A 15,004-nucleotide genomic window follows, 5' to 3' on the forward strand; every position below is an offset into this window, starting at 1 on the left:
CGCGCCGTGGCACAATCGCTCTTAACGCGCCTGCGCTTTTTATTGAATCAAGAAACCTATCTATCCTATTGTTTCTGCTTGGCTTGAAGTGGCTTCCCTAGCCGTTGGCGCGGATGAAGGCGTCGATGTCGGCCCGCGTCGGCATGGAGGGCGCGGTACCCGGCTTCTGCACCGAAAGGGCGGCCACCGCAGCGCCAAAACGGACGGCATCGACCGGGTTGCGGCCTTCGGCAATCGCAACGGCGAAGCCGCCGTTGAACGCGTCTCCCGCCCCCGTCGTGTCGACGACCTTGGTTACCTTGAAGGCCGGGACGAAATGCGTGCCGGCCTCGCCGTGCAGCAGCGCGCCCTTGGCACCCAGTGTGATGAGCGCATTGCGGGCGCCACGCCTGACCAGGCTGGCTGCCGCCTGCAGGGCGCCCTCGTCCGTTGCCGTGTCGATCCCGGTCAATGTCGCGGCCTCGGTTTCGTTGGGGGTGACGAAATCGCAATTGACGTAGATGGCGTCGTCGACCGGCAGCGCCGGCGCCGGGTTGAGGATGGTGGTGACGCCATGGCCGCGTGCCAGGCGAAGGCCTTCGATGGCCGTCTCGATGGGCTGCTCGAACTGGGTGACGAAGACCCTGGCGCCGCTGATCAGCCCTTCCGCGGCACGGACATCGGCAGGGCTCAGATTGGCCGCAGCGCCGCTCTCGATGATGATCGCATTGTCGCCTGTCCTCGAGGAAACGAAGATGAACGCCGCCCCCGTCGGGGCGGCCTCGTCGATCAGGACGTGCGAGGTGTCGACCCCATCCCGCGACCAGGTCTGCCTGGCCATGTCACCGAACGAATCCTGCCCGACCCGGGTGATCATGGCGGAACGCGCACCGGCGCGTGCGGCTGCGATCACCTGGTTGGAACCCTTGCCGCCGGGACCCATGGCAAAACCCTGGCCAAGCAGTGTCTCGCCGACAACCGGCAGCCGCTCGGCCTTGAAGGCCAGGTCGGCGACAAAGGTTCCAAGCACGACGATATCGGCACGATCCATCACATTGTCTCCCATTCCGAACATGAAAATCAGCGCGGGAATCTGGCCGCAGCCAGCCGCAGGCATTGCTCGAAGGCCTGATGGTCGGTGTACAGCGCCTCGGCCGCAACCTCGCGCGTGACGATCGTGCCGCCACGCGCCTCGATGCCGCCGTCGAGCATGAGATTGTCGATCATCTCGAAATCTTCGACGGCCAGTCCATCCGGCCCCCGCGGCCTGCCCTGCGCGTCGGCCTCGATGCGCCCCTCATAGAGCACAGCTACCCGAGCATAGTGATCGCCAACCGTGTTGGAAAACGCATAGGCGGGGCAGCCGCGGGCACACATGAAGCCGAGTTCGAATGCCGTACCGATATCCGCCGCGATGCCACGGAATGGCGTCAGATTGGCGATGATCATGTCGGCGCTCATCATCAGGCGTTCGTTGATCGAGCTGATGGCAAGCCCTTTCGCCCTTTTGGTATCGGTCGCCGGCACCTCGAGATCGCCGGGAGAAACCGGAACGAAGCCGTAGCGCCTGGTCAATTCGATCTTGCGATCAAGCACCTCGCGCGCATTGGGCAGGAAGACTTCGGGGCCGGCAAGATAGATTTTCATGAATGCGTGCTCTCGGACTGGACGTTATTTGCGGAGGGCCAGGGCTGCAGGGAAGTAAGGGAGTAAGGGAGTAAGGGAAGGCGATAACCCTATTCCCCTATTCCCCTATTCCCCTATTCCCCTATTCCCCTATTCCCCTATTCCCCTATTTCCCTCAGTCCCCGTATGGGACCCAGACGTTCTTGACCTCGACGGCGCGGCGGAGGAAGTCTTCGCCCTGGGCGGTCGGCCAGTCGAGGCTGCGGCCGTGCCCGGTCCAGACGCGCTTGAGATTGCCGACAGATTCAGCCTCCGCTTTGGCGCAGATCTCGGCCTCGGCGACGACCCAGAGGCCGTCGACGTCGTCATGCTTGGCAAGCACGGCTGTGAGTTCCGCCGTATGCCCGGTGACGATGTTGATCGCACCGGCAGGGACGTCTGAATACTCGAGCACCTGGTAGAGGTCGGTGGCCACGAGCGGGGCGGCGGCCGAGGGCACCACGACCGTGGTGTTGCCCATGGCAAGTGCCGGGGCGAGCAGCGAGATCAGGCCGAGCAGCGGCGCTTCGTCAGGGGCAACGATGCCGATGACGCCGACAGGCTCGTGCAGGGCAAGCGTGACGGTGCGCGCCGGCGGCTGGTGCACCCTGCCCTCGAACTTGTCGGCCATGCCGGCATAATAGAACAGCCGCTCGATCGAGGCCTCGACTTCTGACTTGGCAGCCTTGTGGGCAGCACCGGTCAGTTCGACGATGCGGGTCGCGAACTCTTCCGTGCGGCCGGACAGGTTCTCGGCGAGATAATAGAGCACCTGGGCCCTGTTGTAGGCGGTCGCTTCGGGCCAGGCCTTGCAGGCGCGCGCCGCCGAGACCGCATCGCGGATGTCCTTGCGGCTGCCCAAGCCGACCTCGCCCGCGAGCTTGCCCTTGGAGGTGAGAATCGGCAGCGAATAGTTACCGTCGGGGCGCACCTGCTTGCCTGCGATGAACAGCTTTGCCGTGCGGTCGATGGCCTGGTTCTCGCTGGTGTCGCGGGCGGCCTGTTTCGGCGCCGTCGACGGCTTGATGACCGGGCCATGCGGCTCGCCCGGCGCCAGATATTCCTCCAGCCCCTCGCGCCCGCCCTCGCGGCCAAAGCCACTCTCGCGGTAGCCGCCGAAGCCGCAGGCAGCATCGAACATGTTGGTGCCGTTGATCCAGACCACGCCGGCCTTGAGCTGCGGGGCGACATGCAAGGCGAGATTGACGTTTTCGCTCCACACCGAGGCGGCAAGGCCATAACGGGTGTTGTTGGCGAGTTCGACCGCCTCTTCGGTGTTGCGGAAGCTCATGGTGGCGAGCACCGGGCCGAACACCTCTTCCTGGGCAAGGATGTTGGCGGGCGCAACACCCGTCGCCAGCGTCGGCAGGTGATAATAGCCTGATGATGGCACATCCTGGTCGGGCTGCCAGCAGACGGCACCCTGTCTTGCACCTTCCTCGACAAGGCGCCTGACGCGGTCGAGCTGGGTCTTGTCGACCAGCGGGCCGATGTCGGTGTTCTTGTCGAGCGGAGAACCGACCCGCAGCCGGCTCATCCGTGTCTTGACCTTGGCGATGAAGGCTTCGGCTACGCTCTCCTGCACCAGAAGCCGCGAGCCGGCACAGCAGACCTGGCCCTGGTTGAACCAGATGCCGTCGACAAGTCCCTCGACGGCGCTGTCGAGATCGGCGTCTTCGAAGACGATGAAGGCCGACTTGCCGCCGAGTTCCAGCGACAGCTTCTTGCCAGAGCCCGCAGTTGCCTTGCGGATGATCTTGCCGACCTCCGACGAGCCGGTAAACGCGATCTTGTCGATGCCGGGATGGTTGACGATCGCCACCCCTGCCTCGGGTCCGCCCTGGACGATGTTGACCACGCCCTTGGGCACACCGGCGCGTTCGCAGATCTCGGCAAACAAGATTGCCGTCAGCGGCGTGAACTCGGCCGGCTTCAGGACAACGGTGCAGCCGGTGGCGAGGGCCGGTGCGATCTTCCAGGCCAGCATCAGCAGCGGAAAGTTCCACGGGATGATCTGGCCGACGACACCGGCTGGCTTGCGGCCTGGGAATTCCCGGTCCAGCGACTGGGCCCAGCCGGCATGGTGGATGAAGTGGCGGATCGCCAGCGGCACGTCGATGTCGCGGCTCTCGCGGATCGGCTTGCCGTTGTCGAGGCTTTCCAGCACCGCAAACAGGCGCTGGTGGCGCTGCATGGCGCGGCCGATGGCATAAAGCACTTTTGCGCGCTCATAACCCGAGGCAGCACTCCACTTCGGCAGCGCCTTGCGGGCTGCGGCCACCGCCGTCTCGATGTCGGCGGCAGAGGCGTCCGACACCTTGGCCAGAAGCTTGCCGGTTGAGGGATCGGATGTGTCGAAGCTCTTGCCGTCAATGCCGGCGCGCCAGTCGCCTGCGATGAACAGCGCCTTCGAGAAATCGCGGGCCCCAAGCCAGGCATCGGCTTCTGAGCGGGCCTCGGGGGCTGGGGCATAATCCATGGCGTGGTATCGTTCGAGAATGTTCATGAGAGGCTCCGGACTTTGCGGCGCGAGGATCGGGCGGGGAGCGCTCTACGTTGCCCCCCTCTGGCCTGCCGGCCATCTCCCCCACAAGGGGGGAGATCAGCTGTCATCGCGGCCTTCTCCAAGTTGACATGCAGTCGGTTCAAAGAAATCGAGGTCGGCATTGCCGAGTGGCCGCTAACTGACGAACTGCCGATCTCCCCCCTTGTGGGGGAGATGGCCGGCAGGCCAGAGGGGGGCGCGAAGGAACGCGGCATGGCCAGGTCGCCCCTCACGCCATGGCGTGGCGGTGGTTGGCCGAGTAGCGGCCGCTGATGTGGTGTTCGAGCTGGCGCTCGATGTCGGTCAAAAGGCTCGACGCGCCGAAGCGGAACAGCTCCGGTTCGAGCCAGGGCCGGCCAAGCTCTTCCTTCATCAGCACCAGCCAGTCGAGCGAGACCTTGGCCGTCGAGATGCCGCCGGCCGGCTTGAAGCCGATGAGGTAGCCGGTCTGCTCGTGATAGGCGCTGATGGCCCTGACCATGGCGAGGCCGACGGGCAGCGTCGCATTGACGCTTTCCTTGCCGGTCGAGGTCTTGATGAAGTCGGCACCCGCCATCATCGCCACCATCGAGGCCAGCGTGACATTGCGCAAAGTCGCCAGATCGCCGGTGCCGAGGATGACCTTGAGATGGGCCTCGCCGCAGGCAGCACGCATCTGCCTGATCTCGTCGTAAAGCTCCCGCCACTTCGCACCGAATACCAGTCCGCGCGGGATGACGACGTCGATCTCGTCGGCGCCGTCCGATACCGACGCCTCGATCTCGGCAAGGCGTGTCGACAGGGGGGCCAGGCCATGCGGAAAGGCCGTCGACACCGCAGCGACATGGATGCCCGAGCCCTTCACCACTTCCACGGCGGTGGCCACGAACGGATGATAGACGCAGACCGCCGCCGGCCGGATCAGCACCTCACCCAGTCCCAGAGCCTCGGTCAGGTCGCGGCGCAGCGGGTTCAGCGCCTTGGCACAGAGCCGGCGCACACGCTCGTCGGTGTCGTTGGAGTTGAGCGTCGTCAGATCCATCAGCGAGATCGACCTGAGCAGCCAGGCCGCCTGGTTGTCGGCCTTGATCGAGCGCCGTTTGATCAGCGTGCCGACCCTGCGCTCCAGCGCCGAGCGGTTGACGCTGCGCATCGATTCCAGAAAGCCCAGATCCAGCGCCATGCCGGGATTGCGCGGCAGGCCGACATCGGCATCTGACGCAGCACGCACCACGCGCATGACCGCGCCGCTGCCCTCATTCATTTCCATTGCCAATCCCACGACAAGATCCATCAAAGCGCTACCGGACAAGCGGCCACCACGATGTTTGTGCTTCGATCGAGAGCACGATCATGGAGCCGCCGCGACTGAAAAGGGCATTATATTTGTGAGAATGTCAACATCATAATGTTATAATTCTCACAAGAAGTTTGACGACATCCTGCAAACTTGTACTGCCTGGACCAACTTGTTACGTCTCTGAAATTCAACGATGGGAGTCTCCCGTGGCGAAAGCCGGCTCAGCAAAAGCGCAGCGTATGGAGCGCCTCCAGGCAGAGCTGGCACAAGGCCGGGCGCTGCACATCAGCGCCGTCGCGAAACTCCTTGACGTCTCCGAAATGACAGTGCGTCGCGACATCCAGCAGAACCCGGACAAACTGGGCTATCTGGGCGGTTATGTCGTGCCGCGCGGCATGTTCGATCCGGAGAACTCCTACACTCTTGATATGGCTGCCGATCAGCAGCGCGACGCCAAACGACGCGCCTGTGAAGCCGCCCTGCGTTACGTCAAGGCCGAAGAGACAATCTTCATCGACTGCGGCACGACGCTCATCGAATTGGTCGACCTCATCCCCAACGACATGCCGCTTACCGTTGTCTGTTACGCGCTCAACGTTGCCGAGCGGCTGGCACACAAACCGAATGTGACGCTGGTGATGCTCGGCGGCGTCTATTATCCCGCTTCGGCCACCTTCTTCGGCCCAGAGGCGCTGGCCACCATCGCATCGCTGGGCATCAACGTGGCCTTGTTGTCGGCCGCCGGTTTCGACTGGGCGCGAGGCGCGACCTGCGCACATTTCCACGAGGCCGAGATAAAGCGAAAGGTCATGGCCACTGCCAGCCGCAATATCCTAGTCATCGACACAAGCAAGGTAGGCAGACTGCGCTCCGTCCTGTTCGCCGAAAGCAGCAGCTTCGACGCGGTTGTCACAGAACGCAGTGAGGATGAGACCTCGCAGCGCTCCACATGAGACAGCCGGGCTCGTGCCGGCGCCGGCCATTGCCCTGACACGGGGATTGCGCCGACCATCTGCACCGTCAGCCTCCAGAGCTGCCCAGGATCGTGCGGCGGAACAGCTGCGCAAGACGGGCGCCATCGACCGCCAGCGCGACATCGACAGGTTGCCCCAGGCTTGCGCCATTCAGCTCGGATTCGCCGCGATGGGAACGACGGTCGACGATCGTCTGGCCGCGCGACCGCGATCCATCCGTGCAGACGCTGACCGGAAACCTGTGCGTCGTCAGGCCGGCGGGGTCGACAACGGCGCAGACCGTGCCGGCATCGCCCAGGGCTGCGATGGTACCGGCAGGGATGCGTTTCTGGTCGGAATCCTTGACCGCCATGTGCCGGAACAGCTTGGCGCACAACTGCGCCACCGGCCGGCTCGACCTTTCGAGTGCCGCGACATCATCCTCCGACACGGCCGCGCTGTAGAAGACGTCGAGCCCGTACATGACAGTCGGAATGCTGCTGTCGACGACGATCGCCACCGCTTCCGGGTCGGCCCAGCTGTTGAATTCGGCGACCGGCGTGGCGTTGCCGATGCTGGCGCTGCCGCCCATGAAGACGATCCGCTCGAGCCGAGCCGCCACCTCAGGATACATGCGCAGCAGCAGCGCCACATTGGTCAGCGGCGCCAGCGCGATCAGCGTCGGCGATGTCGGGCTGGCCAGTATCTCCCGGCGCATGAGCTCGACCGCATGGATGTCGCTGCCGTCCGCTTCAGGAACGGCGAGCTCCAGCCCGGCGAGACCGTTATGGCCATGGACATGGGCGGCGTCGCGCGGGGCGGCAATCAACGGACGCGAGGCGCCGCGGGCGACGGGAACATGTCCCGCGCCGGCAATGGAAAGGACGGCACGGGTGTTGCGGTAGACGTTGTCGAGCGAGGCGTTGCCGGCAACGCAGGTCACCGCCCGCAGGTTGATATCAGGGTGCAGTGCCGCAAATGACAGCGCCAGCGCGTCATCGACACCGGTATCGACATCGATCAGAACTTCGACGTGTGCCATATCACTCGGTGCTTTCCATTGCTTCTGCGACGTCCTCGATCAGCGGCTGGTCGAGGAAGTCTATGGTCAAGGTCTCGAACGACCGCTTTGGGTAAGCGAAGTCGGCGGGATAGGCGCTGGAGACCCTGTCCGCCGCATCTGTGCCGACATCGATGCCCCAGAACGACAGATGTGCGGCGGTCACCGGGATACGTGCCGCCCCTACCCTTCGGCGGCCATGCAGCAAGACGATTTCGGCAGAATGGCCGTTTCGGTTATGGAGAGCAAATCCGGCCTCGCATGTTCCCGAGGGCAGGACGGCATCGGCGACGCAGACGACACGGTGGCCGAGTTGCACATGTTCGAAGCTCAGGCGTCCGTCCATAACATAGAGCACGTAGCCGCCTTGCGCGTCGCCACTCGATACCAGCACGCCATCTTCGCCGGCGGCGCGATCGCGAAACGATGCAGTGACGACCATGGATCGTTCCGAACCCGCGATCATGCTGCTGATCGGCACATGGCTCTGGCCCGGGCGGAAGACCAACCTGTCGCGCGACATCAGCCCGATGGGCGGCCGAGCGCGCAGCAATTGCACCAGCGTCCGGTCGTCGAGCGGCAGCACGTTGTTGGCCTCGGCTTCCTGCCACCAGCGGCCGATCAATTCCTTGAGCAGGTCCGGCTCCTGTCCGGCGCAATCCTGCGATTCCGAAAAATCGCCCTCGGTGTCGTAGAGCCGCCAGTCGTCGTCTTCATAGGCGTCGCCCTGGCGATGCTCGGTGACCGCCCGCCAGCCTTCATGCCAGATCGCGCGATGACCGAGGTTCTCCCAATATTGCGTGGACCGCGGCGCCGGTGCATCGGCATCGGCAAAGGTCGATGCGAGGCTGCGGCCGTCACAAGGCAACGGATGGTCGAGGCCGGCAAGCGACATGATTGTCGGAGCGAGGTCGATGACATGCGAGAACTGCGTCCTGACTTCGCCTGTCGCGGCGATGCCGCCGGGCCACGACACCACCATCGGCGAGCGCACGCCGCCAAGATCGACATGCTGCTTGTAGCGGCGGAAGGGCGTGTTGCCCGCCATGGCCCAGCCTTGCGGATAGTGCGCGCCGCCGTGACGGGTGCCGATCTGGTCGAGGCGCTTGAGCTGTTCGTCGACACTCTGCGGCAGTCCGCTATAGGGTGCGTTGGTGTCGACGGCACCATCCTTGCCGCCTTCGCGGCTGGCGCCATTGTCGGAGAGCACGATGATCAGCGTGTTGTCGAGTTCACCCAATCTTGCGAGCTCATCTACAAGGCGGCCGAGATGCAGGTCGGTGTGCTCAAGGAAGCCGGCATAGGCCGCCTGAAGATGGGTGTAGAGCAGTTTCTGATCGTCGGAGAGCGTGTTCCAGGCCGAAACCTCCTCGTTGCGCGGCGCAAGTTCGGTCTCTTCAGGTGCGATGCCAAGCGCCTTCTGGCGCAGCAGCCGGTCCTGGCGCGTCGCGTCCCAGCCCTTGGCGAAGACGTCGACATAAGGTTCGATGAAGGACCGCGGCGCCTGGAACGGCGCGTGCGTGGCACCGAAGGCCAGTTGCAGGAAGAATGGTTCCTCGTCGCGGAACACGGTGTGGTCGCGGACGTAAGAAATCGCCCGGTCGACCAGATCCTCGGTGAGGTGATAATTCTGGGGAAATTCGCGATCGACCTGGTGGTTGTCCTCGCACAGTTCGGGCGTCATCTGGTCGGTGCAGCCGGGAAGGAAGCCATAGAACCGGTCGAAGCCGCGGCCGAGCGGCCAGTTGTGATAGGGTCCGGCCGGCGAAATCTCATGCGACGGCGTCAGGTGCCACTTGCCGACGAGATAGCTGCCATACCCCTGTTCGCGCAGCATGGCCGGCAAAAGCGCCACGTCGCGGTCGATTGAGCCGCGCGAATTGGGGAAGCCGGTGTCGGTATCGGACAGAAAACGCATGCCGACGGCGTGATGGTTGCGTCCGGTGAGCAGGCAGGTGCGCGTCGGCGAGCAGAGCGGCGTGACGTGAAAATTGGTGTAGCACAGCCCGCGCGCCGCCAGCCGGTCGATTGTCGGCGTGTTGATCTCCGAGCCGAAGCAGCCGAAATCGGCCCAGCCGGTGTCGTCAAGCACGACAACCACGATGTTGGGTTTCTGCTGCTTGTGGTTGCGGCTCGTCGGCCACCAGGGCGTCGACTCGGCGACGGTGCGGCCGACATGGCCCGGAAACTTGTCATGTTTCATTGCAGTTCCTCGAAATCAGAAAGATCCGGCTGATGGCGCCGGCATGTCGGCCGAGCATCGAAAGCCAAGGTGGCTCGAGGCGGCATCGACGGCGTTGGAGGTGCGCGCCGAGACGCGATAACGATTGCAGTGGCTGCGGTGGCAGAGATAGGAGCCGCCGCGCATCGCTTTCAGCTGGGGCTGGCTCTGCGACCAGCTGTCCGACGTCCATTCCCAGACATTGCCGACCATGTTGAACAGGCCGTAGCCATTGGGCTCGAAGGCATCGGCAGGCGCGGTCGAGAGGAAGCCGTCCTCGGCCGTATTCTCCCGGGGGAAACGCCCCTGCCAGATGTTGCAGCGGTGCCTGCCCTGCTCCAGCAGATCGTTGCCCCAGGGATAGATCCTGTCTTCGAGCCCGCCCCTGGCTGCGATCTCCCATTCGCTCTCGCTCGGCAGCCGCTTGCCGCTCCAGAGCGCGTAGGCAACGGCGTCGTTCCAGGAAATATGCACGACCGGATGGTCGTCGCGGTCGCGCCAGTCGGTGCCGGCGCCGTCGGGCCTCGACCAGTTTGCGCCGCGCACCGGCAGCCACCATTCCGGCGATCCGGTCTCGAGATCAAGCACATCCTTTTCGGCGCTGGGATGAAGCTGGGCGTAGAAGACGAAGGACCAGCCGATCCGCTCCGCCTCGGTGACATAGTTGGTCGCAGCCACGAAACGGGCGAAGGCGCTGTTGGTCACTGCCGTCCTGTCGATCAGGAAGCCGGGGCTCGCGACCATCCGCCGGGGCCCCTCGCGATCCTCGGCATAGGCCTCGGGACCATCATGGCCGATGCGCCAGATGCCGGCGGGGACAGCCGACATGCCGGAGAGATCAGCCTTGCGAGCGGCTGGCCTGACCTCGTGTGAAGGGGCCAGTTGCGGCTCGCTTACCCGGACGGGTGAACAACACGACATCGCGGCGTTTCCTGGTGATAGCAGGAGCTTCAGCTGGTGACTTCAGCTCCGGGCGATAACAGGATTATTTGACAAAGCTCCATCAGGGGCCAATACATTTAGGCTTGAAGGTAATTCCAATAGGTTATGAGGCAGGCATCCGCCATGTCGTTCGAAGTCCCCAATCTGACGCTGCTCAAGCACTTCGTCACCGTCGCCGAAGACAAGGGAATATCGAAGGCGGCCAAGCGCTTGCGCATCTCGCAGCCGGCGCTCTCCAAGAATGTCAAGCGGCTGGAGGAGATGCTCGGCACGCGCCTGTTCGAACGCCATTCCAGCGGCGCCGACCTGACGCCGACCGGGCAGGCCTTCTTCAACAGGGCGCAGATCATCGGGCTCGAATACGAACATGCGGTGCAGGAGATCCGCAATCTCCTGTCCGAGCAGGACGCCACCATCAGGGTCGCGGCCGGCCCGGTCTGGTCGTCGACGATCCTGCCGCCGGCGGCGTCACGCTTTCACCGGCGTTTTCCCAGGCATCGGCTGTCGGTGCAGACCGGACCGGTCGACCAGCTGATCGAGGATTTGCGGCTTGGGCGGGTCGACATCTTTGCCGGTGCTGTCATTGCCAAGAGCCGGCTGCCCGGCTTCACCTCGCGCCGGGTCGCCAAGGCACAGATCGGCATCATGTGCGCCGAACATCACCCGCTCGCCAAGGTGGAGGGCCCGGTCGACCCGATGGAGCTGGTCAAATACCCGTTCGTCTCGTTCAACCTGAACCGGGACGTGCTGAAGATGCTGTCCGACTGGCTGAAGGAACGGGGAGCGCCCCCTGCCCGCTATTTGCTCGAGACCAGCTCGCTCTTCACCTGCGCCGAGCTGGCGCGCTCTGGCGACTATCTGTTCTTCGAATCGACGATGGTGGCCGGCAGCCCAATCGGACAAGGCCTGAAGGTGCTCAAGACCGACAAGGAGATCTTCCAGTACGATCTGGGCTTCGTCTTCCGCCAGGGCATGGACCGGCTGCCCGCCCATAGCGGACTGATGAAGGCGATGGTCGAGGTGTTCGAAAACAAAGGCCTGCGCAGCCCGCAGAACGCCGCCGAATAGGCGGCAGCATGGAGCAATTCCAGGAAAACCGTGCAGCGGTTTTCCCGGGAAATTGTGCAAAAACAGGAAGATAGAGCGTTCAGCACCTAAGCCGAAACGCTCTGTCAGGCGTCAGTCGATCTCGCCGCTTGGCGGCACGACCTCGCGGTCATCGCCGAGTTCGATCACCAGCCGGTGCAATGTGCCGGTGAAGCGGAATTCGCCGTCGATGCCGTCGCAGACAGGCGGCAAGCCGCTGCGGCCGATGAACATCGGTGCCAGCGCAATGCGCAGCAGGGTCTGGTGCTCACGCTCGCCGGCTTGCCGCTCTCCGTTGACGAGAAGGGTACCGATGCCCTTGAGCAGACCTGTTTTGCGGTACTCGAAACCGAGGGAAATCGCGCCTGACGTGGTCAGCGGCACCGACACCAGGCGGGTGATCTCGCCAACATGGTTGTAGCTGTAGATCAGCCTGCCATCCTTGAGGTAGAGCACATAACCGCTGCCATTGTTGCCGTAGCTGACCAGCGTGCCTTCGGACTGCGGATCGATTGTCACTTCGGCGGTGATCCGGTGCGACGTGTCCTGGGTCAGGGGTGCTGCCGATGACGGGATCGATTCGAGCTGCGGATAAAAGACGTAGCGGCTGCGCGAACGGATGGAATCAGGCTTCGCCTTGGCGCGGAAACGAACCTCGCGGTCGTCGAGCGGCATGACGTCGTAGCGGCCGGCTTCCGCCCACCAGCGTTCCGTCATTTCGCGGAGCTTGGCCGGGTTCTCGCTCGCCAGATCGCGGGTCTCGTTGAAATCCTCGTCGAGCTTGTAGAGCTCCCAGTCGTCGAGTTCGAAGTCGTCGCCGCGCCGGTGCTTGGTGACGGCCTTCCAGCCTTTGTGCCAGATGCCGCGGTGCCCGAACATCTCGAAATATTGCACGTCCTTGCGCGTCTCCGCGTCGGGCGCATCGAAGGTGTAGGCAAAGCTGGTGCCGTGCACCGGCATCTGGCCGACACCTCGGTAGATTTCGGGGGCCGCGACGCCGCAGACCTCGAGCACCGTCGGCGTGATGTCGACGACGTGGTGGAACTGATGGCGGATGGCCCCCTTGTCGGCGATGCGCCGGGGCCATGACACGATCATCGGGTCACGCACGCCGCCGCCATGGGTGAAGGATTTGAACAGGCGCAGCGGCGTATTGCTGGCCTGGGCCCAGCCCCAGGGGTAGTTGCTGTTGCTCCTGGGGCCGCCAATCTCGTCGATCTCAGCCAAATTGCGTTCGAAGGATTCCGGGATCTGGTTGAACCGCCTGAGCACGTTGGTCGTGCCCTCCGGGCCGCAGTCGATGGACGCGCCATTGTCGGAGATGACGACGATCAGCGTGTTATCAAGCTTGCCTGTCGTCTCGAGGAAATCGAGCAGCCGGCCCAGTTGCTCGTCGGTGTATTCGAGGAAGCCGGCATAGGCCTGCTGCAGCCTGACGGCGACGCGCTTCCGGTCGGCCGAAAGCAGGTCCCAGTTCTCGACGCCGGGGGCATCGGGCGGCAATTCGGTATTTTCAGGCACCAGGCCCATCGCCTTCTGCCGTTCGAGCCGCCTTTGCCTGACAACGTCCCAGCCGCAGTCCCAGACTCCGTCATAGCGGTCCATATAGGCCCTGGCGACCTGGTGGGGAAAATGCCCTGATGAAAAGGCGAGGTTGAGGAAGAACGGCGTATCAGGGGCGAGCGAGACATGGGCACCGAGCATCGCCATCGCCTTGTCCACCAGATCGGCGGTGAGGTGGTAACCTTCCTCGGGCGATTTCGGCTGGGTAACAGGGTGATTGTCCTCGACCAGCTCGGGATAATACTGGTCGGTGCTGCCATTCATGAAACCGTAGAAACGATGAAAGCCGCGGCCGAGCGGCCATTGGTCGAACGGCCCGACCGCGGTGATTTCGTCGGTCTGCGCGACGTGCCACTTGCCGACGGCAAAATTGGCGTAACCGGCGCTTCCGAGCATTTCGGCGACCGTCGCTGCCCGATGCGAGATCGAGCCGCGGCCGTTGCGGTAGCCGAAATCGAAATTGGCCAGGCAGCGCATGCCGACGGCATGATGGTTGCGCCCGGTCAGCAGGCTGGCCCGCGTCGGCGAGCACATGGTGGTGGTGTGGAAATTGCTGTAGCGCAGCCCCTGTTGGGCAAGCCGGTCGAAATTGGGCGTGCGGACCTCCGAACCGAAGCAGCCCAGGTCGGCGAAACCGACATCGTCGAGAATGACATAGATGACGTTGGGGCTGCCCGGCGCCGGCATGGGCCTGGCTTCAAACCAGTTGTCCGACTCGTGATAGGTGCGGCCGACACGGCCTGGATTGTGGTCGTTGGACATTGGGGCGCCTCGGAATTCGGACAAACCGGAGATGCCGCATCGCGTTCATCGACCATGCCGCATCGATCGAAACCCGGCCGGCCCTGGGGCAAGCCGGGTCCATGGACTTTCTGCTGCGGAGACTACATCGCGGCGCCGGGATCCCAGCGGATGACCCACTTCTCGAGCATCGAGACGATGGCGAAACCGGTGATGGCGATGACAGACGCCGTCAGGATCGTCGCAAACAGCCGCGGCGCGTTGAAGTCGAACATGCTCTGCAGCAGGAGATAACCGATGCCCTGGTTGGCGCCGATCCACTCGCCGACGATCGCGCCGAGCACACACATCGTCACCGAAATCTTGAGCGCCGAGAAGATGTAGGGCAGCGCGCTGTAGATGCGGATCCTGAGGAACACTTCGGTCTTCGACGCAGACAGGACATGCATCAGTTCGAGCAACTGCGGATTGACGGCGCGGAAGCCGCGGACCGAATTGACCAGCGTCGGGAAGAAGCAGATCAGTGCTGCGATCACGATCTTCGGCTCGATGCCGTTGCCGAGGATGATCTTGAGCACCGGCGCAATCGCGACGATCGGGATCGTCTTGATCAGGATCGCGACGGGATAGAACATCTCCTCGATGACCTTGTTGTAGACGAAAGACACCGCCACCAGCAGGGCAACGGTGTTGCCGAGGAGAAAGCCGAGAAAGGCTTCGGTGATTGTCGGAACGGCTGCTTCGACAAGCAGCGGCAGGTCACGCGACAGCGCGCCGGCGACGTCGGTCGGCGCGGGCACCAGATATGACGGCACGCCGAACAGCGTGACGACGAGCTGCCACAGGACCAGCGTCAGCGACAGCCCGAGCACTGCCATGCCGAGCGCACGCATCACTTCGGGGCCGGGGAGGATGCTCCAGATGCGAGGCAATGGGGCGGCGGTTTCGATGGAACGGTCAACGCTCATGG

General features: G+C 63.8%; 11 protein-coding genes. 2 read left to right on the plus strand and 9 right to left on the minus strand.

The genetic code is table 11. The features are described 5' to 3' along the window. Window positions 1-97: 97 nt before the first annotated feature. The 4 genes from rbsK to deoC form a co-directional block, all read right to left on the minus strand. On the minus strand, window positions 98-1,030 hold the full coding sequence (gene rbsK, locus H5P29_RS21390) for a ribokinase (RefSeq protein WP_067966732.1): 933 nt from the start codon (window positions 1,028-1,030) through the stop codon (window positions 98-100). 29 nt (window positions 1,031-1,059) lie between these two features. Beyond that, on the minus strand, window positions 1,060-1,626 hold the full coding sequence (locus H5P29_RS21395; protein ID WP_067963122.1) for a nucleoside 2-deoxyribosyltransferase: 567 nt from the start codon (window positions 1,624-1,626) through the stop codon (window positions 1,060-1,062). A 154-nt stretch (window positions 1,627-1,780) separates the two neighbouring features. Further along, a complete protein-coding gene (locus H5P29_RS21400; RefSeq protein ID WP_067963125.1) occupies window positions 1,781-4,150 on the minus strand; it encodes an aldehyde dehydrogenase family protein in 2,370 nt (789 codons plus the stop codon). Between the two features lie 268 nt (window positions 4,151-4,418). Next, entirely contained in the window at window positions 4,419-5,408 is a 990-nt protein-coding gene (gene deoC / locus H5P29_RS21405) for a deoxyribose-phosphate aldolase (RefSeq protein WP_169808387.1), read from the minus strand. Between the two features lie 266 nt (window positions 5,409-5,674). Here deoC and H5P29_RS21410 point away from each other — a divergent pair, with 266 nt between their 5' ends. After that, window positions 5,675-6,421, plus strand: a complete 747-nt coding sequence (locus H5P29_RS21410) for a DeoR/GlpR family DNA-binding transcription regulator (RefSeq protein ID WP_246786993.1) — start codon at window positions 5,675-5,677, stop codon at window positions 6,419-6,421. Between the two features lie 67 nt (window positions 6,422-6,488). On the opposite strand, the gene H5P29_RS21415 is transcribed toward H5P29_RS21410, so the two are convergent. Genes H5P29_RS21415 through H5P29_RS21425 form a run of 3 tightly spaced genes read right to left on the minus strand, consistent with a single transcriptional unit; the run spans window position 6,489 to window position 10,530 of the window. Continuing rightward, window positions 6,489-7,463: a nucleoside hydrolase gene (locus H5P29_RS21415; RefSeq protein ID WP_067963131.1), complete on the minus strand. Its 975-nt coding sequence runs from the start codon at window positions 7,461-7,463 to the stop codon at window positions 6,489-6,491. A gap of 1 nt (window position 7,464) precedes the next feature. Further along, window positions 7,465-9,684, minus strand: a complete 2,220-nt coding sequence (locus H5P29_RS21420) for an arylsulfatase (protein ID WP_154385399.1) — start codon at window positions 9,682-9,684, stop codon at window positions 7,465-7,467. Between the two features lie 15 nt (window positions 9,685-9,699). Continuing rightward, window positions 9,700-10,530 carry a formylglycine-generating enzyme family protein gene (locus H5P29_RS21425; RefSeq protein WP_067963137.1) on the minus strand — a complete coding sequence of 277 codons (831 nt, stop codon included), beginning with the start codon at window positions 10,528-10,530 and terminating at the stop codon, window positions 9,700-9,702. A gap of 237 nt (window positions 10,531-10,767) precedes the next feature. Here H5P29_RS21425 and H5P29_RS21430 point away from each other — a divergent pair, with 237 nt between their 5' ends. Beyond that, window positions 10,768-11,712 (plus strand): LysR family transcriptional regulator, encoded by a 945-nt coding sequence (locus H5P29_RS21430; protein WP_169808341.1) that lies wholly within the window; start codon window positions 10,768-10,770, stop codon window positions 11,710-11,712. A 111-nt stretch (window positions 11,713-11,823) separates the two neighbouring features. On the opposite strand, the gene H5P29_RS21435 is transcribed toward H5P29_RS21430, so the two are convergent. Together H5P29_RS21435 and H5P29_RS21440 are read right to left on the minus strand one after the other, a co-directional pair. After that, entirely contained in the window at window positions 11,824-14,055 is a 2,232-nt protein-coding gene (locus tag H5P29_RS21435) for an arylsulfatase (RefSeq protein ID WP_154385400.1), read from the minus strand. Window positions 14,056-14,177: 122 nt separating this feature from the next. After that, the gene (locus H5P29_RS21440) at window positions 14,178-15,002 is read right to left on the minus strand and encodes an ABC transporter permease (RefSeq protein ID WP_154385401.1); all 825 of its coding nucleotides are present in this window, start codon (window positions 15,000-15,002) and stop codon (window positions 14,178-14,180) included. Between the last annotated feature and the right edge of the window lie 2 nt (window positions 15,003-15,004).

The organism is Aminobacter sp. MDW-2 (genome assembly GCF_014250155.1).
In the GTDB taxonomy this organism is placed as follows: Bacteria; Pseudomonadota; Alphaproteobacteria; order Rhizobiales; family Rhizobiaceae; genus Aminobacter; species Aminobacter ciceronei.

Excerpts from the sequence above, each read along its gene's own strand:
- rbsK (WP_067966732.1), bottom strand. The coding sequence starts at position 1,030 with ATGGATCGTGCCGATATCGTCGTGCTTGGAACCTTTGTCGCCGACCTG.
- H5P29_RS21395 (WP_067963122.1), bottom strand. The coding sequence starts at position 1,626 with ATGAAAATCTATCTTGCCGGCCCCGAAGTCTTCCTGCCCAATGCGCGC.
- H5P29_RS21400 (WP_067963125.1), bottom strand. The coding sequence starts at position 4,150 with ATGAACATTCTCGAACGATACCACGCCATGGATTATGCCCCAGCCCCC.
- deoC (WP_169808387.1), bottom strand. The coding sequence starts at position 5,408 with ATGCGCGTGGTGCGTGCTGCGTCAGATGCCGATGTCGGCCTGCCGCGC.
- H5P29_RS21415 (WP_067963131.1), bottom strand. The coding sequence starts at position 7,463 with ATGGCACACGTCGAAGTTCTGATCGATGTCGATACCGGTGTCGATGAC.
- H5P29_RS21420 (WP_154385399.1), bottom strand. The coding sequence starts at position 9,684 with ATGAAACATGACAAGTTTCCGGGCCATGTCGGCCGCACCGTCGCCGAG.
- H5P29_RS21425 (WP_067963137.1), bottom strand. The coding sequence starts at position 10,530 with ATGTCGGCTGTCCCCGCCGGCATCTGGCGCATCGGCCATGATGGTCCC.
- H5P29_RS21430 (WP_169808341.1), top strand. The coding sequence starts at position 10,768 with ATGTCGTTCGAAGTCCCCAATCTGACGCTGCTCAAGCACTTCGTCACC.
- H5P29_RS21435 (WP_154385400.1), bottom strand. The coding sequence starts at position 14,055 with ATGTCCAACGACCACAATCCAGGCCGTGTCGGCCGCACCTATCACGAG.
- H5P29_RS21440 (WP_154385401.1), bottom strand. The coding sequence starts at position 15,002 with ATGAGCGTTGACCGTTCCATCGAAACCGCCGCCCCATTGCCTCGCATC.